This is a genomic window from Bryocella sp., assembly GCF_058498515.1.
The window spans coordinates 129,634-149,211 of the sequence record NZ_JBMHYI010000010.1; the positions used below are offsets into that span (position 1 = coordinate 129,634).

The following is a 19,578-nucleotide window of genomic DNA, read 5'->3' on the forward strand; positions in this document are numbered from 1 at the left end:
GCTGCGACGAACGGCATAATCAAACCATGTGCGGTCGCTACGCCCTAAAGTCCTCGCGCAAGACCATCGCTGCCTGGTTCGGTGTCGCGGAAGACGACCTGCCTCCCTTCGGCGAGAACTTCAACGTTGCGCCGCAGACCTTCCAGCCAGTCGTGCGGCTCTCGCCCCACACCGGTGAGCGCGAGATCGTCCTGCTGCGCTGGGGACTCATCCCCGCCTGGGCGCGCAGCGCACGGGAAGGCGCCATGCGCTTCAACGCCCGTGCCGAAGACCTCGCTTCGAAGCCCAGCTTCCGTGAAGCGCTCCGCAAGCGCCGCTGCCTCGTCCCCGCTGACGCCTTCTACGAGTGGCAGAAGCTCGGCCCCAAACAGAAGCGTCCCTACGCCATCGCAATGAAGGACGGCGGACTCTACGCCTTCGCGGGCCTCTGGGAGCGCTGGAAAGAGCCACAGGGCGATTGGCCCGAAGGTGCCGAAGGCGGATGGTTAGAGACCTTCACCATCATCACCACCGACCCCAACGAGCTCATGGAACCCTTCCACAACCGCATGCCCGTCATCATCGCCCGCAAGGACTACGACTGCTGGCTAGGCTCCGAAGCCAGCGACGACGAACGCCTGCCACTCGACCTCCTCCGCCCCTTCCCCGCCGAAGAGATGATCACCTGGCGCGTCGGCGACAAGGTGGGCAACGTCCGCAACACCGAAACCAACCTGCTCGAAGAGCTATCGGCAGAACAGCTAGATGACGAAAATCTGGAAGCCGCACAGCAGCCAAAGCCCGCGAAGCCAAAGGCTACAAAAGCTCTCAAGAAGAACGATGACGACCAGCAAGGATCGCTCTTCAGCTAGTTGCAGGACCTGCTAACGGCGAAGCCGCTGCCCTACTTCAGCTGCCGCAACGGAAGAATCACGCTGCCAAGCTGTCGGCTCTCGGGCTCACGCACCAGCACCCGCATCACCGTCGTCGAAGGCAGCGGCTGCAACGTCTGCCGGAACGCCACCCCACTCTCGAGATATGCATGGTACTGCTTCTCCGTCAGCCGCAGGTCCATGCGGTGGATGGCCTGGCGCAGCACGTTTCCCGCCGCATCCTGCTCCACCAGCCGTATCTCGAGCAACGCGCTGTGGTCCGCATCCTCCGCAAGCATCGGCAGATTCGCAATGCCGATGGAACCTGTCAGCTGGAGCATGTGCGGCTTCGGCTTTTCGAGCTTCGCCGCTGTGATGTCCAGCGGAATCGCCGTCGCGTTGTACGGACTCTGGATCGCAGCCAGGATCCTCGCGTAGGTAGAGTCCGAAGGCGGAGGGTCCTTCGTCGCAAAGTAACCCCGCGGCAATTCCAATGTCACGCCCGGCTTGTCCACCTGCAGCTTCAGCTCGTGGAACTTGCCATCCACCGAAGCCTCGTCCACATAGAAGCCAACCGTGTAGCGAGCCCCATCATCCTCCGCGACCTCGCGGATGGCCTGCGAGATGCCATTGGTGTTCACGTAAGCACGGCCGCCTGTCTCATAGGCCATCTCCCGCATCGCCTCGATCCCCGGAGGTGTGGTGCCCGGAGCCCGAAGCGACGGCGGAGCTCCACCCACCGCAGTGTTCTCCACAAACATCGCCGGCATCAAGCCGCGAGCGTCGACTGGGTAGATGGCGATGTTGGCAGGTGCGACAACGCGCGCCGCAGCCTGGCCCGGGATTGGAAGGTCCGCGGTAAGCCAGAGAAGGCTCTTGCGACCGGGGATCGCCGCCACATGCTTTGCGATAACGCTGAGGCTGGTCAGCGTCGCCCGTGCCCGCGCTCCGTTGAACTGCGCCGCCAGCGCATTATTGCTGCTCTTGAGCAGCTCCGGGTCCATGGGAAGGCGATAGACTCCTGGCTCCGCGACCTCGCGCAGAGTTTTGGATGCGGGGTCATACGTATTCACCGCCGCGATCTGCTGCTCACGGTCGCAGGTGAAGTCGCACAGCAGACGCAGGCTCCCGCCCAGAACATAGATAGCAACGCGATCGGCGGGGTCCATCTGCTGCAGTGCCACGAGAAGGCGATGCTTCGCGTACAGCGCAGCGCCATCCTCCATCCACACCGGCGAGTCCTCGTAGGGCATCGAGTGCGATCCGGAAAGCGTGTTCAGATTGTCGAGCAGCAGGATCGTGATGTTGCCTCGCGCGCTGCTCGGCGCGCTGTTGGAAACGCCGCTCGCGGGAACCTCGGGTTCGCTACGATTTGAGAAGGTATCCGCCGCAGCCGGCTCCTCCGCCTTCTTGCGCAACCCATCCGACTCGACCTCGAAGACGCTGATCTTCCGCGCCTTGCCCTGGTCGCGCAGCACGAAGTCGTCCTTCGTCAGCTTTACCGCAGGCGAGCCCTTGCTATTGCGCGCAATCACGCTGATCTGCACCAGGTGGGTAGACACGGTGATCGTTGGAGTTGGAAGCGGCACATCGTCCTGCGCCCGCGCGACCATAACAGCAGCGGCAGCGACGATCCATAGCGCTGTCAGCCTTACGTTGCGGGACATCGCGCCGACCTCCGATTGAGCCTGGGATTGGCGATCAGTATACGTCCCGTCACACACGGCCTCGTATACTCCCCGTATGTCCCGCGTACCCTCTCTCTCCCGTATTGCCGTTGCCGCAGCGCTCATTCCGCTGCTGACCGCCCAGTCCGCCTTCGCCTGGGGCCGCGACGGCCACATGATGATTAACGAGTTAGCCGCAGCCGCCCTACCGGCCAGTGTGCCCGACTTCCTGCGCGACAAAGCCGCGCTCGAAGAGATGGCCTACCTCGGACCCGAGCCCGACCGCTGGAAGCAGTACGACGCCGAGCCCGAGCTTGATGTCACGCAGACGCCTGACCACTTCATTGACATGGAGTGGGCCAACCTCGCCGGCGAGACCTGCACCGACGGCAAGGATTGCGTCGATGGCTATCGCCTGCCGCGCCGCCGCTATGACTTCCTGCGCGGTCTCGCCAAGGCACAGGCCGCACATCCCGACATGGCAAAGCTCACGCCCGAAGGCGTCGGCATGCTGCCCTGGCAGGTGGAAGAAGTGTGGCAGCGCCTCAAGAGCGCGATGCGCAACTACCGCGAGCTGAAGGAGCAGCACAAGGAAACGAAGCCTGTCGAAGAAGCCATCCTCTTCTACTCCGGTTGGCTTGGCCACTATGTTGCCGACGGCTCGCAGCCGCTGCACACCACCATCCAATACAACGGCTGGACGGGCGAGAACCCAAACCACTACACCACCGAGCACAAGATCCACGCCCAGTTCGAAAGCATCTACGTCTCGGCCAACATCAAGGAGAAGGATCTCAGTCCGCTGGTCGCGGCGTCGCAGCCGCATGTCATCAACGATGAGTGGCTGCAGTTCATGCAGTATCTCGACCACACCCACTCGATGGTGGAGAAGACCTATCAGCTCGAGAAGGCCGGCGGCTTCACCGACGCAGGCTCCGCCGAGGCCAAGGCCTTCACGGAAGAACGCATCGCGGCCGGAGCCATCGAGCTCCGCGACCTCATCTACTCCGCGTGGGTACACTCCGCCGATCCGGTAAAGCCCTACACCGGCGCGCAGTAGAGCAGCAGAGTAGCTGAATAGCAGAACAGCAGAACAGAAAGAGCAAAGGACCAGCCTCGGCTGGTCCTTTGCTCTTTGCATGCAACCCCGGGAGGCTGCGATCAACCTGTTCTGCCGCCCCTCAGCTGTTCTGCTGCTTCAAATGCATATGCCGATGCAGCCTGCGCAGCATCGGTTCGAGCACCGCTTTGAGCAATGGCGCAGCGATGATCGCGGCCGCGAACCACACGATCAGCGCATGCCACTCCCAGGTCCACAGCAGGCGCGTCGTCTCCCACGGATGGCGTGTGACACCCTCGATCAGTGCGCGTTTGCCCATCGGCAGCCCCGGCGTATGGAACAGCACCGAGCCAATGTGTACCCACAGTGGGAACAGAGCAATCTGAATCGGGTAGACGATGTGGTTGCCGATCTGCGACGCCACCAGGTTGAGCCGGAAGATTCCGGCCAGTGCCAACCCCACCACGGTCGTCGAGCCCAGCAGCGGATTCACGCCCACCACCACACCAATGGCCAGCGACCACGCCAGGCCTTCCGGCGTAGCACCCATCCGCAACAGCTCCAGCAACGGATGCACGACGCGCCGATGGAAGAAAGTTCGCACTCCCGCCAAGGATAATCGCCTGCGCAGCTCCGCACGATGACCATGACGATGTGTCCGCGGATTCTGTTGTGACCGGCTCGAGCCCATCGTCCCTCAACCGATTGGATGCAGGACAGTGGGTTCCTGCGACCACAGCCCCCACCCAGCCTCCATCGGACTGAAACGCGCCCTTGCTACTCTGTTTGGAAGCTACACTCCGGTTCACAGCTACACTCGTGAGTGCATGCAACGCGGCCCTTTGCCGCTGAGGGCTACGCTTGATCTTCTTCCGCCGGATCTTCCGCCTGGCCGCCATCGGCTGGATGTTTGTTTTCTCTCTCTCCGAACTCCTGCTGAGGCGTCCGCGCACGCGTCCCGAGCGCGCCGCCTGGCTCACACGCTTCTGCGGCCGCGTGCTGCGCGCGGCGAATATCACCGTCCTGCCCCGCGGGCCCATCCCGGTGGAAGGCGCGGTTATCTGCAACCACCTCACAATCATCGACATCCTCTCGCACTCCGCGCTACGGCCCACGGTCTTTGTCTCCAAGGCTGAACTGCGCGAGGTGCCCCTGATCGGCTGGATCAGCATGATGGCCGGCACGGTCTATGTCGTCCGCGGCGGCGGCGGCAGCGCCCAGAAAGCCGCCGAGAACATGGCCAAAGGCTTTCGCGATCACCTGCCCGTCACCTTCTTTCCCGAAGGCGGCACCTTCATGGGCGACCAGCCAGTGATGCCCTTCCGCAGCGGCCTGCTGGCCGAATCGCTGGCCGCCGGAGCCGACGTCACCCCGAGCTTCCTGCACTACGAGCTCACTCCGGCCGACATCGCCCGCGGCCGCACTCCCCGCGAGGATGTCTATCTCGGCGAGCGCTCGCTTCCCAACATGGTCTGGAGCCTGGTCGGCCTCGAGAGCCTGCGCGTCCATATCCAGTTTGCCGATGGCCCCATCACCTTCCCGCCAGAGGCCTACGAGGACCGCAAGATTGCCGCCGTCATCGCCCACGACCACGTGCTGGAACTGAGCGGTACCACCAGGGGCCAACCTGGCGGAGCCGTACGATAGCCCATCGCCCATCACCAAAGACAGGGAGGGCAGCTACCTTGGTGCATCCCTGAGAGAAGAAACACCGATCCCTGCATCCTCCGTGCGATAGCATGGAACTTCGGCCAAGCATGATTACGATCGTCATCACGGTCCTTTCGGTCCTGGTGTTCCTGCTGTCGGTGGTGTCCATCACACTGGGCATCCAGCACGCACGCACTCGTCAGGTGTGCGACCGTCTGAATCTCGAACTCGCCCAGGCGTTGCGCGAGGCTCAGCACCAGCAGACCGTGCTCAAAGAGCGCCGCGAACTCGACACCATCAAGGACGAGTTCATCTCCACCGTCTCGCATGAGCTGCGCACCCCGCTGACCAGCATCCGCGGCGCCCTCGGCCTCCTCAGCTCCGGTGTCGTGGGCAAGCTGGACGATAAAGCCGCCAACCTGCTGCGCATCGCCAGCTCCAACACCGACCGCCTCGTGCGGCTCATCAACGACATCCTGGACCTGGAGCGTATGGACTCCGGCCGCGCTCCCCTGCACATCCGCCGCTGCATCCTGCAGGAGTTGGTGGAGCACGCCGTCGACACCATGACCGCGCTCGCCGAGGCCGCGCAGGTCCGGCTGGACACCGTGCCCGAACCCTCCGGCGACCCCATCACCTTCGACGGCGACCCCGACCGCTTCCAGCAGGTGCTCTGCAACCTGCTCTCCAACGCCATCAAATTCTCCCCGCCGCTTTCTTCCGTGCGCGTACTCACCGGCTCGGACGGCGAGTTCTTCGTGCTGCGCGTCGAGGACCAGGGCCGCGGCGTTCCCACCGAGAAGATCGAAGCCATCTTCGATCGCTTCAGCCAGGTCGATCCCTCGGACGCGCGCCAGAAGGGCGGCACCGGCCTTGGCCTTGCCATCTGCCGCTCCATCATCACGCAACACCTCGGCACCATCTGGGCCGAGCGCAACGATGCGCACGGCAGCGGACGCGCCGGTACCACCTTCACCCTGCGCATGCCCCGGGTCACCGCTGCAGGCGTTCCCGTCCCGGCACGCGGGCACAGGCGCGTGGAGTCCACCGTATTAGTCGTCGACGACGACGATGTCTCGCGCCGCACCATGGTGGAGCTGCTGCGCCGCCACGGCTACCTGGTGGTGGAGACTGCCTCCGGCGGCGAAGGTCTCTCCATCGCCGCCAACCAGCGCATCGACGTCATCCTGTTGGACCTCTACATGCCCGGCATGAGCGGCTGGCAGACCATCGAACGCCTCAAGCACACCGAAGCCACGGCCGCGATTCCCGTTGTCGTCATCAGCGTCGTCAGTCCCTCGGACTCGGGCGAGGAACTTCCGCTGATGGCCGCGACCGAAGGCTGGGTGAAGAAGCCGCTCAACGAAGGCCTGCTACTCACCGAGCTCGCCCGCGTCCTGGAACTGGCCCATGGCCGCGTGCCGCTCCTCGGAAAAGGCTTCTCCTACAGGCCCATTGCCCCCGGCTCGCGTCTCGGCTAGTCCCCTAACACTCAGGCCACGCCACCGCCTTCGACCGCAATCGCGATGCCTGCAGGCGTGTTTCGATTCGGCGAGTGCACTGCCAGACACGCTCCAAAGGTGGCATAGGATAGCGCCAAACGTGCAGCGTAGAATGACTTCGAAGCCATTCCGGCTTCCACTCCGCAACTCCAGGTAGAGACCGTGCGACGCATTCTGATCATTGACGACGAGGAAGATATCCGCGAGGTCGCGGCGCTGTCGCTCGAGTCCATCGCCGGCTGGACCGTGAGCACTGCCTCTTCCGGAGCGGACGGCATCAAGGCCGCGCTCTCCGACCCGCCTGACGCCATCCTGATGGACGTGATGATGCCCGCGATGGATGGGCCCACCACCTTCAAGGAGATGCAGAAGTCTCCCGAGCTCTCACAGATCCCTGTGATCCTGCTGACAGCAAAGGTCCAGGGCGTCGACCAACGGCGCTTCGCCGGACTGGGAGTCGCCGCGGTGCTCTTCAAGCCCTTCGATCCCCTCACGCTCGCCGAGCAGATGTCCGTGGCTCTGGGTTGGAACTGAACGGTACCAACCGCCGCACTTCACGCTCCGGATTTCGCGCTCGAATCACACGCGTATGTGCGTTGACCCCGCATTCGCGGGGATAGTGACGACTTTTCCTAAGTCGTACCCGCACGCAGAGGTCGTACCGCGATACCCTGAGTCAGTGACTCCCCCGAGTGAAACGCAAGACCAACTCCGCCTGATGATGATGGCGATCTGGGAGCGCAACCTGCCCCTCATGCGGGGCAGGCTGGAGATTCTCGACAGCGCCGCCGCGGCTGCAGGGAGCCGTACGCTCTCCGCGGAACAGCGCGCTGAGGCCGCCAGCACCGCGCACAAGCTTGCGGGTTCGCTGGGTATGTATGGCTACGCCGATGGAACCGATATCGCACGCCGGATCGAGCAGGATCTGACCACAATCGGCCCCGTCGAGGCAGCTGACCTGCGCATGCTGACCAATGCCCTCCGCGCCACTCTGGGTCTTTAGATAGCTTCTGCAAACGCCCTGCTTTGTCAGAGCAGGGCTTCAGCCGTAGAGATCCCGGAAATACAAGGGCTTTAGCTCCTGAGGGCGCGGGATCTTGAGCGAAGCGGACTAGCGATACCCCCTAAGGATCGCGAACCACATACTACCGCGTCGCCTCGCTTACCAGCCAATGCGTCAGCTCCAGCCCACCCGCAAAGTTATCCTCACCAAGTGGAAGCTTCCGCCCATCCGTGTACTCGTTGTAGATCCATGGGTCGACGTTGGCGAACACTAGCCCCTTGCCCACATGCGCGACGGCCATCAGCACATCGCCCTCATGTTCCGCCGTCCCCTTGTCATTGAGGATCGCCTTCGCCGGCGATGAGACCTTGATGCTGCAGGTCTCTTTCATGATCGCCTTGTGGGCCTGGTGGAAGATGCCGCCCGTGCCTGCGGGGATCGTCACCAGCGTGTTGTCGTACACGTTGTTCAGCTCGCGATTGCGCGTCACCGCGTTGTAGTGGATCCCGAAGCGGTCCATCAGCAGATCGAGATGCTGCTGATCGGCATGCTCGGAGTCGTTCTCCATCACCACCAGCGTGCCGCCGGCCTTCACCCACGCCTCGATGGCGTCCGCGCTCTCCTTGTCCATGTAATGTGGATTCGGATTGAGCGCAGGAATATCCGGCGACGCGATCATGTAGATCGACACGCCCTTCAGGTCCTCTGCGCGCGGTGCATGGTCCAGCAGTTCCGTCACCATGCCATACTGCCGGAACATCCGTCCCCATACGCTGTAACCGCTGTTCGCATCGTCGGTCCACTTGTAGTGGAAGAGCTCTTCCTTGCCGTTGGGCAGCTTGCGCCTCTGCGAGTTGAACCACGCATCGCCCAGCACCACCTTGCCATGCGAGCGCCGCAACAGATCCGCCGCACGATCCCGCTGCACGATCTCGCTGAGCGCCATCAGGTACGCTCCCATGCCCTTCGCGTCGTCATCGCCCACAGGATCATTCACGTAGTACTCATAGGTTCCGCTGCGATACGGTGTGCCGCCCAGCCCCGCTACCTTCACCGTGCCGGAGAGCGTGCCATCCGCCTTCACAAACCGCTTCTGGATTCCCTCCCAGCCGCGCGTCACCGCAGGCTCCGCATTGATCCCAACGATGCCCAGACGCGCACCCTTGGCCAGCGCATACACAAACATGCAGCTCGCCGAGGTCTCGAGATAGTTGCCCTTCTCGTTGCCCTTGTCCATCACCTGCCACCACAACCCCGTCGCAGGATCCTGGTAGCGAATCACCGCGCCGAGCAACCGCTGCGCCACCGCCTGCACCGCCGCACGCTGCGGGTCCGTCGGCGACATCCGCTCCAGCACCTCTACCAGCGCCACCGCATACCATCCCACGCCGCGAGCCCAGATCTCCGGGCTCTTGCCGTCCTTCTTATTCGCCCACGGCATCTGCAGACTGGCGTCCCAGCCATGATGCAGCAAGCCTGTGCTGTCGCTGAGCTTCGCATCCATCAGCAACAGCTGTGCCACCTCGGTGTCCATCGACGCCTGATCCTGGAACGTCGTCGCATAACCCGCCATAAACGGTCCGGCCATGTACGCTCCATCCGCCCACATCTGGTTCGGATAGATCTGCTTGTGCCAGTAGCCTCCGGCAGCGTTCTTCGGCATCGCCAGCACTTTGTCGTGCAGGAACTGCACTGCCGTGTAGTACTGCGGCTTCTGCAACACGCGATACATCGCGAGCACGCTGCGCCCCATCTCGATATCGTCCAGCGTGTGCTCATCCTCCGGGAAGATCTTCTCCGGCGTCAGGTGGATGATCCCCTGCGCATCCACCGCGCGATCGACGGCCTTATGCACATACTCGAAGTAGCGAGGATCGCCGGTGGCGTTCCACATCGCCAGCACCCCGTCGAGCAGCGTGCCTTCTTCGTAGCTCCAGTCCCTGTGGTTGCCGATGCGGCCCTCAGGCCACAGTGTCATCGCGTGATCCAGCACGGGATACGGACCCGACGGCGGCAGCAGCACGGGGATCGCCTGCGCATGCGTCGAAGCCCCATCGTTGCGAGCAGCATTGCCCTGGGCTTCGGTTCGCGAACCTGCAACAGCCATCGTCCCTACCGCCAGCGCCGCGACAAGAACGCGGCGCAGAAATGCATCGTGCATGAGCTCACCTCAACCGCAACAGAATACGTGAGAGCGCACCGGTCGACATGCGAGATGCGGAATGAGGCCTACTGGCAGGTCAGCGAGGTCCACACGCCTGCAGTTGTCCCCGAAGCTCCACTGATCTGAAGATCAATGAACTGGCCCGCAGCAATGGCTACCGAGCCGCTAACGCTGCACTGTCCGCCAGTCGTAATACAACTCAGCGCAGAAACGCCGCTCATCGAGCCTGGCGCGCCCAGCCGCAGCGTGACAGTGATGTCGTTCGACTGCCGCGAGTACACCGTCAGCGAGCTTGCCGTGCATCCGTTCGGCACCCACGCCAGCACCGCATCGCCTTCGCTGGCGGAGGAGTTGGGAGTGTTCACTGCATAGTAGGTCGTCAGGTAGCTCACCGAGTGATACATCGCGGCGAAGCTGTTGCCGCCAGTCGAACTCGTCCCGCTCGACCCACCCGCGCCCTGCGCCCCCTGCGGAATGCCGAAGTTCAGCACCGCACTCTGCGCCGTGCCCGTATTGGTGACCGTGGCCTGCGAACCGGCCGCCAGCGTCGTCACCGTGCCGAGACTCACGATCGCCGCCGCGCCCGAAGGCCCGCTCGGGCCCGTGCTCCCAGCCTGCGCCAGCAGGCTCCAGAAGCCTGGATAGAGGTCCGGCTCAAGGTTAGAGCCGGCAGTAGTCGCCAGATAGCTCGAGCCCTCGTAGGTCACCGCATCGTTCACGTTATAGAAGGTGCCCGCGGTCCATCCCCCGCGGAAGTTCATGCCTGCCGCTCCTGCGGAACCCGTAGCGCCTGTAGCTCCTGTCGGCCCAGCTGGGCCGGCTATGCCTGCCACCCCGCTGGCTCCCGGGGCTCCGGTCGCGCCCTGACCGCCATTGGCGCCAGCGGAGGCCAGCACCGCCCAACTTGACGTGGCCACATCCGGCCGCTGCCCAGTGTTGTCGGCCACCAGCGAGAGGTACGTCGACCCCGCATAGCTGACCGCATCGCCCACGTTGTAGATGGTCGCCGGAACATAGGCTCCTTGCCACGTCACGCCCGCCGAACCGGTAGCTCCAGTCGCGCCCTGCGGCCCCGCCGGACCGATTGATCCCGTCGCCCCGACAGGTCCTGCCACCCCAGCCACACCCTGCGGACCAGCATTGCCCTGCGGCCCCGTAGCTCCTGAAAATCCCAGTAGCCCCTGCAACCCCGTCGGTCCGGTCGCACCAGTGGAACCAGTCCGTCCCGACGCGGCCAGCAGCGACCAGTATCCAGCGCTCACATCCGGCTGACGGCCCGTGTTCGCAGCCACCGCAATATAACTCGACCCCAGGTAGCTGACCGCATCGCCCACGTTGTATCCCTGCGCCATCGCCCACGCCCCGGCAAAGCTCACCGGTGGTCCCGTCGCCCCGGCGGGACCAACCGCTCCCGTAGCTCCCGCGGCTCCAGCCAACCCGGTCGCGCCTTGCGCTCCATCCGCTCCGGTCGCTCCCTGAGCCGCCAGCAGCAGCCAGCTCGCGCTTGACGCCGGGTTCTGGCCGACGTTGCCGCTCACCAGCGACACATAGCTCGATCCACCGTAGCTCACCGCATCGCCCGTGCTGTAGGGTGTCGCCGCCGAGTACACCCCAACAAAGCTCACCCCCACCGCTCCAGTCGCGCCCGTAGCCCCCGCCGGCCCGGCGATACCTGCTGGCCCCGCGACTCCCTGCACTCCCGCAGGCCCCTGCAGTCCCTGGCCACCTGTGTCCCCTGTTGCGCCGGTCGCTCCCGCAGCCGCAAACAGCACCCAGTTCGTGGGCGAACTCGATGGCGTGTTGCCGGTGTTCGACCCCGTCAGCGACACATATCCGGCCCCCTGCCACTGCGCTCCATCGCCCGCCGCATAGGTCACAGCTGGGTCGTAGGTTCCGCGAAAGCTCAATCCCACAGTGCCAGTGGCTCCGGTGGCTCCCGTAAGCCCCTGCGGTCCGGTCGGCCCAACCACACCCGGAACACCCTGTGCCCCATCGCTTCCCGCCAGCCCCTGCGATCCCGTGGGGCCGGTCGCTCCCGTAGGACCCGCCGGGCCACTGAGCCCCTGCGCTCCGACCGGCCCCTGCAACCCCTGCGCTCCCTGCACCCCCGGAACTCCCTGCGATCCCGGTGGACCCACAGATCCAGTAGCCCCAACCGGGCCGGCAATCCCCTGCGGCCCCACGGCTCCCACCGCGCCCTGCGCGCTCAGCAAGCCCCAAAACGCGGGACTCTCATCGGGCGTCTGCCCCACATTCGAAGACACCAGCGACGCATAGCTGGACCCAGCCCACACCACCACATCGCCAAGCGCATAGTTTGTGGTGGAGCTATACGCCCCGCGATAGACCAGCCCCGGTGTCCCGGTAGCTCCCACCGCTCCAGTCGCTCCCGTGGTTCCAGCGAGCCCATTCGCTCCGGCCGGCCCCTGCGCACCCGTTGCACCAGCCACCCCCGTAGCACCCGTCGCGCCGTTGCTCCCGGCAGCCGCAAACATCGCCCACTGCCCAGGCGATTGATCCGGCGCATGACCGGCATTGCTCGCCGCCAGCGACACCCACCCCGCTCCCTGCCACTGCACGCCATCCCCCACCCCATAGTTGACCGTGGAATCATATTCCCCGCGGAAGCTCAGCCCAACCGGTCCTGCCGGACCGACTGCCCCCTGCGGACCAGCGGAGCCCGTGGCACCCGTTACCCCGGGAACGCCCTGAGCTCCATCGCTGCCCGCAATTCCCTGTGTGCCTGTCGGGCCTGTTGGTCCAGCGGTGCCGGTCGCTCCGATCAAACCCTGCGCACCCGCCGGTCCCTGCGGACCCGCGACTCCCTGCAAGCCCTGCGGCCCCGCAGGACCGCTCAATCCCTGCAGCCCGGTCGCGCCCGCGACGCCCTGAGGTCCGGCCATTCCCGCAGGCCCTGCACCTCCCTGCGACGCCACCAGACCCCACGCCACGGGGTTCACCCCCGGCGTCTGCCCATAATTGGAGGCCGTCAGCGAGACGAAGCTCGCGCCCTGCCACGCCACCACATCGCCCAGGTTGTAGTTGGTGATCGAGTTGTACGGTCCCTGATAGGCCATGCCCACGGCTCCCGTCGCCCCCGTCGCACCGCCCAGGGCAAACATCGCCCACTCCGCCGGCGACTGGTCCGGCGTGTTCCCCACATTGCCGTTCGCCAGCGAGATCCACCCGGCGTTCTGCCACAGCACGCCATCGCCCTGCGCGTAGCTCGCGGTCGAGCTGTACGCTCCACGAAAGCTCATCCCCACCGCGCCCGCAGCCCCGGTCGCCCCAACTGGCCCTTGTGGCCCGGTGGCGCCTGCCGCACCGGGAACTCCCTGCGCCCCATCCGTTCCCGCTAACCCCTGCGGTCCAGTAGCCCCGGCCGGGCCAGCCGGACCAATGGCCCCCGTAGCGCCCATCGGCCCCAGCGGACCCGTAGCTCCCACAAATCCCTGCGGCCCAGTCGCTCCCTGCAGGCCCGCCGGGCCGGTAAGTCCCGCTGGCCCCACGGGACCGGCAACGCCCTGTGTTCCGCTAGCGCCCACAGCTCCCACCGCTCCCTGCGCCGAGAGCAATCCCCACGAAGCGGGACTCGCGTCGGGCGTCTGCCCGAGGTTTCCCGCCATCAGCGAGGCATAGCTCGCCCCGTTCCACACCACCACGTCGCCGACACCATAGTTATTGGTCGCCCGGTACGCCCCCTGGTACACGAGTCCCGGAGTTCCGGTCGCCCCCGTGCCCCCGTCGCTCCGTTTAGGCCGTTGAGCCCCGCCGGTCCCATCGCACCCACGGCACCCGTCGCGCCGATGTTTCCCTGCAGCCCGGTTGCGCCCGTCGACCCCGCCGCAGCGAACATCGTCCAGTCGCCCACGGTGGTCCCGGGCGTGTTCCCATGGTTGGTCTCATGCTGCGAAACCCAGCCCGCGCCCTGCCACAGCACGCCATCGTTCGCCGCATAGTTGATCGTCGAGTCATACGCTCCGCGAAAGTTGAGCCCCACTGGCCCCTGCACTCCAGCCGGCCCCTGCGCTCCAGCCACCCCGGTCGCGCCCGTCACTCCCGGAACGCCCTGCGCCCCATCGCTGCCCGCGAATCCCTGAGGGCCCATCGCACCCACCGGTCCCACGGCGCCCGTTGCCCCGGTCAGCCCCTGAGCGCCCACGGGCCCCTGCGGTCCCTGTACCCCTTGCGATCCGAGCGGACCAACAGGCCCCTGCAAACCGATCGGACCCACCGCACCGGTCGCACCCGTCGCACCCACCGGCCCAGCAGGCCCCGCGTCACCCTGGGCCGCCAACAGCCCCCATGCCGCCGGATTGACACCCGGCGTCTGCCCGTAATTGGAGGCCGTCAGTGACGCATAACTCGCGCCCTGCCACGTCACCACATCGCCAAGCGCGTAGTTCACGACCGAGTTGTACATTCCCTGATACACCAGCCCCGGCGTCCCTGCACTGCCTGCGGCGCCGGTCGCGCCCGGAGCTCCCGTCGCCCCGGTCGCTCCATCGAGACCCGCCCGTCCCGTCGCTCCTGTCGCGCCGTCCGCACCGGTTGGCCCTGTAGCTCCGCCCGTCGCCATCAGCCCCCACGATCCTGTCGGCAAGCTCGGCGTGTTGCCGTGGTTCGACGCAATCAGCGACACATAGCTCGACCCCTGCCACAGCACCACGTCCCCGAAGGCATAGTTCACCGTCGAGTCATACCCTCCCTGGTAGGTGAGCTTCGTGCCCGAAGCGCCGTCGACCCCTGCAGCTCCAGTCGCGCCGGTCAATCCCGTAGCCCCCGTAGCTCCCGTCGCGCCGGCAGTACCCGAGGCACCCGCCGCACCTGTAGCGCCGGGCAAACCCGCCGGGCCCATCGCACCTGTCGCTCCAGTCGCCCCGGCAGCTCCCATCGGCCCCGTTGCCCCCGCAGATCCTGTAGCCCCGTTGGCTCCTGCAACTCCTGCCAGCCCCACGAGTCCCTGCGGTCCCGTCGCACCCGTTGCGCCCGCCGCACCCGTCGCTCCTGTGGCTCCAGTCGCTCCCGTAGCCCCGACAGCCGCTGACCCACCCGTCGCCAATGCAATCTCCAGCCGCGGCTCGTGCGAAGTCTCGTCATTCTCCTTGCTGTCGAACTGAACCACCGCGGTGGCCGCCGTCAACGCCACACCATCGTTGCTTGCCGGAGAGCTGATCCACTGCTGTACCAGGCCCGTAATGTCGAAGGTCACGAACTGCCCCGGCGTCGCCGCCTGAGCTGTCTGTACCGCGCTGCCGATTCCCGGCAGCGTCGCATACGTCACGGCCGATTCGCTCCATGATCCCAGCAACGGCGCGACGGATACAGTTCCTCTGCTGTCCGCGCGGTTCAGATAGACCTTCAGGGTGGCGCGCGTCACCTGGCTGGCCACCGTCCCCGGCGGCAGCGATCCCAGGTCGAACTGGAGCAGCGCGGTGTAGCCGCCCCCCACGTTCAGGTTGCTCAGGCTGCCCGCGTTCACCGTGGGCTGCCCGCTGGAGACGTGCGCATCCCCGACCAGGGTCGCTTCCTGCGCCCATCCCTTCATCGCAGCGACCGTCAGCGCAAGCGCAAGTACGGCCCGCAAGACACGGACCCACGCCGCCTGCCCTAGACGCAACGCTGCGTCTCGCCTCACTCCACTTCCCTCAGCACCGAGTCCTGCTCTGCGTGGCCCTATCCGGAAGTCGACGCCGCAGGAAATGCTCTGCCGCGGAGACTTGGCATCCGGAGTACGAAAGGTTCGCTTGGTCGTTCAAAGAATTGTTACCCGCGATGCCCGCATCCGAGTCAGCCTCCAGCCCAAAGTGACACTGGAGTTCCCGTTTCGGAACATGAGGCGTCGCCTGTCGCCCTGTGAGACGATGCTGCCAATGCCCGCCCCGCCCGCGTCAGCAGTCCCCATGCCTCCCGAACCACGCGAGACCTCCGAGCACGGCCTCCGCCGTCAGCTCAGCCTCGGCGATCTCGTCTTCTCGCAGGTGCTAGCGGTCGTCGGCAGCGCGTGGGTGGGAATTGCCGCGGCCCTCGGCCACGCTCAGACCGTCGTCTGGCTGCTCGCGATGGCGTCCTTCTACCTTCCCATGGCCGTCGCGGTCTACTACCTCAACCGCGCCATGCCGCTCGAAGGTGGCCTCTACACCTGGGCCCGGCACGGCTTCGGCGACCTCATCGGCTTCCTCGTCGCGTGGAACGTCTGGACCTACGCCCTGCTGGACATCGCCACGATCTTCTCGCAACTGCCCAGTGAGTTCGCCTTCATGGTCGGCCCCCGCATGGCCTGGCTTCCCGAAAACCACGCAGCGGTCCTCACCAGCCTCATGCTCATCGTCGTCGCGATGGCCGTCGCCGCGTTGCTCGGGCTCGGCCTCGGCAAGTGGATCCACAACCTCTCTTCCGCCGCGATGATCCTCGCCTTCGCCCTGCTCATCGCCGCTCCCATCTGGGTCAAGCTGCACCACGTGCCGTTGGTCTATCACCCGGTGGAGTTCCATCTGCCCGCTGCGTCCGCGAAGAACCTCGCCCTCATCGCCCAGACACTCATCGCATCGAGCGGCCTCGAGTACCTCGCCATCCTTGCCGGCGAGACACACCATCCGCAGCGCAACATCAGCCGCTCCGTCGTCCTCGCCTCGCCCATCATCATCGCGATGTTCGTTCTGGGCACCTCGTCGGTCCTCGCCTTCCACGAGTACACCGGCGTCCCCATCAACTTCATCGCGCCCATCCCGCAGACGCTGACGCTTGCCTTCGGCGACCACGGCATGGGCTCGCTGCTATCGCGGCTCGCCATCCTCCTGCTGCAGATCCGCATCCTCGGAGCCGCCAACTTCATGTTCGCTGGAGTCACTCGCCTGCCCATGACCGCAGGCTGGGACCACCTCGTCCCGTCATGGTTCGCACACCTGCATCCCCGCTTCCGCACCCCTTCGAACGCCATCCTCGTCGGTGCTCTCGCCGTCGCTGGCCTGTTGCTTCTCAGCTACGCCGGCTCCCACGCCTCGGAGGCCTTCGCCCTGCTCAACAACGCCTCCAACGCCTGCTACGCGCTCGCCTATGTCGCCATGTTCCTCATCCCCATCGCCGGAGCGGTCGCCATCCGCAACCAGATCCCGCGCTGGGTCAAGTGGGTCATGGTCCCCGGCGTACTCGCCATGATCTTCTCCGTCTGCCTCGAAGCCTATCCCTTCCTCGACGTGCCCAACCCCATGTCCTTCGCCGTCAAGATCGTACTGACGACGCTCGCGCTCAACGCGCTCGGCTTCGCGTTCTACCGCATCCGCAATACGCGCCGCCTCACCGTAATTTGATGATCTCCTCCCGAGGTCCCTCGCATCTCATAGTCGGCAGCGCGCAGGTAAGCCCGAGCCCTGCCAAACTTTGCGCGAGGTGTATTACCCTTCCCCCATGTCGACCGAAGCCACGCAGAATCAAGACCCGCTGCTGAACACCCCCGGCCATCTCTCCTCGCCGGACCGCCTCACGAATCTCCCGCGCTTGGTAACCGCCTACTACGCGAACCACCCCAATCCGGAGAATCCCGCCGAGCGTGTCAGCTTTGGCACCTCAGGCCATCGCGGCTCGTCGCTGAACTCCAGCTTCAACTACGCGCACATCCTCGCCATCACCCAAGCCATCTGCGAGTACCGCGCCGAGCAGGACACCACCGGCCCGCTCTTCCTCGCGATGGACACCCATGCGCTCTCCGAGCCCGCCTTCGTCACCGCACTCGAGGTCCTGGCGGCCAACGGCATCACCGTCTTCATCGACAGCGGCTATGGTCAGGAGGGCAACAACGTCGGCTACACGCCAACGCCCGCCTGCTCGCACGCCATCCTCACCTACAACGCGGCCAACGCCGGTAAGCCCCTCAGCGATGGCATCGTCATCACGCCCTCGCACAACCCTCCCGAGGATGGCGGCTTCAAGTACAACCCACCCTCCGGAGGCCCGGCCGATACCACCGCCACGAAGTGGATCGAAAACCGCGCCAACGATCTCATCGCCGCCAAGCTGCAAGGCGTGAAGCGTCTCAACTACGCCAAGGCCCTCAAGGCCGACACCACGCAGCGCTACGACTACATCAGCGCCTACGTCGGCGACCTCTCCAACATCATCGATCTCGAAGCTCTCAAGGGCTCGACCCTCAAGCTCGCCGTCGATCCTCTCGGCGGAGCCGGCGTAGCCTACTGGCCCCGCATCGCCGACCTCTTCTCCCAGATGGGAGTCAACCTCCAGGTCCTCAATCCCTACGTCGATTCCACCTTCCGCTTCATGACCCTCGACTGGGACTCGCGCATCCGCATGGACTGCAGCTCGCCGTATGCCATGGCCAGCTTGATCTCGAATAAAGCCAAGTACGACGTCGCCTGGGCCTGCGACACCGACCACGATCGCCACGGCATCGTCACCGCCAGCAGCAGCCTGCTCAACCCCAACCACTACCTGGCCGTCTGCATCGAGTACCTCTTCACCCATCGCCCGGGCTGGAGCGACAAGGTCGGCATCGGCAAGACCCTCGTCAGCTCCTCCATCATCGATCGTGTCGCCAAGGGCCTCAATCGCCCCATGCTCGAAGTGCCGGTCGGCTTCAAGTGGTTCGTCGACGGATTGATCGGTGGCACCCTAGGCTTCGTCGGCGAAGAGAGCGCCGGTTCGACCTTCCTGCGCCGCAACGGCCAGGTCTGGACCACCGACAAGGATGGCCTCATCGCCGGCCTGCTCGCCGCCGAGATGACCGCCGTGACCGGCAAAGATCCCGGCGTGCTCTACGCCGACATCACCGCCCGCTACGGCTCGCCCGTCTATCAACGCATAGACGCCGAGGCCACGAAAGATCAGAAGGCCAAGCTCGCCAAGCTCTCCGCCGCGCAGGTCACCGCCAGGGATCTCGCCGGTGAGCCCATCACCGCGATCCTCACCGAAGCTCCCGGCAATCACGCCCCCATCGGAGGCCTGAAGGTAACCACCGAAGACGGCTGGTTCGCCGCCCGCCCCTCCGGCACCGAAGACGTCTACAAGATCTACGCCGAAAGCTTCAAAGGCGCCGACCACCTGAAGCAGATCCAGGACGAGGCCAAAGCACTGGTCACTGCAGCCATCGCGTAGACGCTCCACTTTCGAACAAGATCTCATTGGGGCTCCTCACAACTTTCTACGGAAAGGTCGCGAGGAGCCCTCGGTCCGAGCAGTGCGTCACATCATTCCTTGGTTTCACGAAACCGATGTTCATCACATCGCGCAGCCCCACGCCTGGATGATCAACGCACGGCGCCCCGGCTCCATCCAACTTCCCGTGAGCGTCCAACCGCAGAGCACGAAGGCGCTCGCTTGATCTTAGGAATCCCGGAGGATGGCCATGCCCGCAACACGCAAGAGCACGAAATCCCACAGCACGCCCCACGCCCTCGATACCAATGCGCGCAAGCACGTCGCGGAGGATAACTTCGCCTATCCCGAGCAGCGTAAAGAGCCCCTCAACGACGCGTCGCACGTCCGCAACGCCATCGCCCGCTTCGACCAGGTCAAGGGTGTCAGCGATGATGAGCGCAAGTCCGCCTTCCGCCGCATCAAAGCCGCTGCGAAGAAGTTCGGCGTTGAGATGAAAGAGACCAGCTGGAAGCAACTTGGGCGTCAGCCTCACACCGCAAACTCCGGCAGCTGATCGCAGCCGTACAGGCC

At 65.2% G+C, this 19,578-nt stretch carries 14 protein-coding genes; 9 read left to right on the forward strand and 5 right to left on the reverse strand.

The genetic code is table 11. The annotated features are described in order from the left end of the window. Positions 1–26 precede the first annotated feature (26 nt). Positions 27–851: an SOS response-associated peptidase gene (locus tag AC5E6W_RS03240; protein ID WP_491750819.1), complete on the forward strand. Its 825-nt coding sequence runs from the start codon at positions 27–29 to the stop codon at positions 849–851. Between the two features lie 32 nt (positions 852–883). Here AC5E6W_RS03240 and AC5E6W_RS03245 read toward each other — a convergent pair whose 3' ends face one another. Next, positions 884–2,518: a VWA domain-containing protein gene (locus AC5E6W_RS03245; RefSeq protein WP_491750820.1), complete on the reverse strand. Its 1,635-nt coding sequence runs from the start codon at positions 2,516–2,518 to the stop codon at positions 884–886. Between the two features lie 76 nt (positions 2,519–2,594). On the opposite strand from AC5E6W_RS03245, the gene AC5E6W_RS03250 reads away from it, so the two are divergent. Next, a complete protein-coding gene (locus AC5E6W_RS03250; protein ID WP_491750821.1) occupies positions 2,595–3,578 on the forward strand; it encodes a phospholipase C/P1 nuclease family protein in 984 nt (327 codons plus the stop codon). Between the two features lie 121 nt (positions 3,579–3,699). Here the strand turns inward: AC5E6W_RS03250 and AC5E6W_RS03255 are convergent, their stop codons facing one another. After that, positions 3,700–4,182 (reverse strand): DUF2062 domain-containing protein, encoded by a 483-nt coding sequence (locus AC5E6W_RS03255; RefSeq protein ID WP_491750849.1) that lies wholly within the window; start codon positions 4,180–4,182, stop codon positions 3,700–3,702. A gap of 257 nt (positions 4,183–4,439) precedes the next feature. On the opposite strand from AC5E6W_RS03255, the gene AC5E6W_RS03260 reads away from it, so the two are divergent. The 4 genes from AC5E6W_RS03260 (at position 4,440) to AC5E6W_RS03275 (ending at position 7,733) form a co-directional block, all read left to right on the forward strand. Then, on the forward strand, positions 4,440–5,225 hold the full coding sequence (locus tag AC5E6W_RS03260) for a lysophospholipid acyltransferase family protein (RefSeq protein WP_491750822.1): 786 nt from the start codon (positions 4,440–4,442) through the stop codon (positions 5,223–5,225). A 110-nt stretch (positions 5,226–5,335) separates the two neighbouring features. Then, positions 5,336–6,709, forward strand: a complete 1,374-nt coding sequence (locus AC5E6W_RS03265; protein WP_491750823.1) for an ATP-binding protein — start codon at positions 5,336–5,338, stop codon at positions 6,707–6,709. Positions 6,710–6,892: 183 nt separating this feature from the next. Beyond that, the gene (locus tag AC5E6W_RS03270) at positions 6,893–7,264 is read left to right on the forward strand and encodes a response regulator (protein ID WP_491750824.1); all 372 of its coding nucleotides are present in this window, start codon (positions 6,893–6,895) and stop codon (positions 7,262–7,264) included. 184 nt (positions 7,265–7,448) lie between these two features. After that, positions 7,449–7,733, forward strand: coding sequence for an Hpt domain-containing protein (locus tag AC5E6W_RS03275; RefSeq protein WP_491750825.1), 285 nt, complete (start codon positions 7,449–7,451; stop codon positions 7,731–7,733). A gap of 142 nt (positions 7,734–7,875) precedes the next feature. Here AC5E6W_RS03275 and AC5E6W_RS03280 read toward each other — a convergent pair whose 3' ends face one another. From AC5E6W_RS03280 to AC5E6W_RS03290, 3 genes are all read right to left on the reverse strand, one after another. Continuing rightward, positions 7,876–9,894, reverse strand: coding sequence for a glycoside hydrolase family 88 protein (locus AC5E6W_RS03280; protein WP_491750826.1), 2,019 nt, complete (start codon positions 9,892–9,894; stop codon positions 7,876–7,878). Between the two features lie 68 nt (positions 9,895–9,962). Continuing rightward, positions 9,963–13,607 carry a hypothetical protein gene (locus AC5E6W_RS03285; RefSeq protein ID WP_491750827.1) on the reverse strand — a complete coding sequence of 1,215 codons (3,645 nt, stop codon included), beginning with the start codon at positions 13,605–13,607 and terminating at the stop codon, positions 9,963–9,965. Then, entirely contained in the window at positions 13,523–15,484 is a 1,962-nt protein-coding gene (locus tag AC5E6W_RS03290) for a DNRLRE domain-containing protein (protein ID WP_491750828.1), read from the reverse strand. Before AC5E6W_RS03290 ends, AC5E6W_RS03285 begins: the two co-directional genes overlap by 85 nt. 316 nt (positions 15,485–15,800) lie before the next feature. On the opposite strand from AC5E6W_RS03290, the gene AC5E6W_RS03295 reads away from it, so the two are divergent. The 3 genes from AC5E6W_RS03295 (at position 15,801) to AC5E6W_RS03305 (ending at position 19,561) form a co-directional block, all read left to right on the forward strand. Continuing rightward, on the forward strand, positions 15,801–17,207 hold the full coding sequence (locus AC5E6W_RS03295; RefSeq protein ID WP_491750829.1) for an APC family permease: 1,407 nt from the start codon (positions 15,801–15,803) through the stop codon (positions 17,205–17,207). A gap of 97 nt (positions 17,208–17,304) precedes the next feature. Then, positions 17,305–19,005: a phosphoglucomutase (alpha-D-glucose-1,6-bisphosphate-dependent) gene (pgm, locus tag AC5E6W_RS03300; protein WP_491750830.1), complete on the forward strand. Its 1,701-nt coding sequence runs from the start codon at positions 17,305–17,307 to the stop codon at positions 19,003–19,005. Between the two features lie 250 nt (positions 19,006–19,255). Continuing rightward, entirely contained in the window at positions 19,256–19,561 is a 306-nt protein-coding gene (locus AC5E6W_RS03305; protein ID WP_491750831.1) for a DUF6582 domain-containing protein, read from the forward strand. Positions 19,562–19,578: the final 17 nt, after the last annotated feature.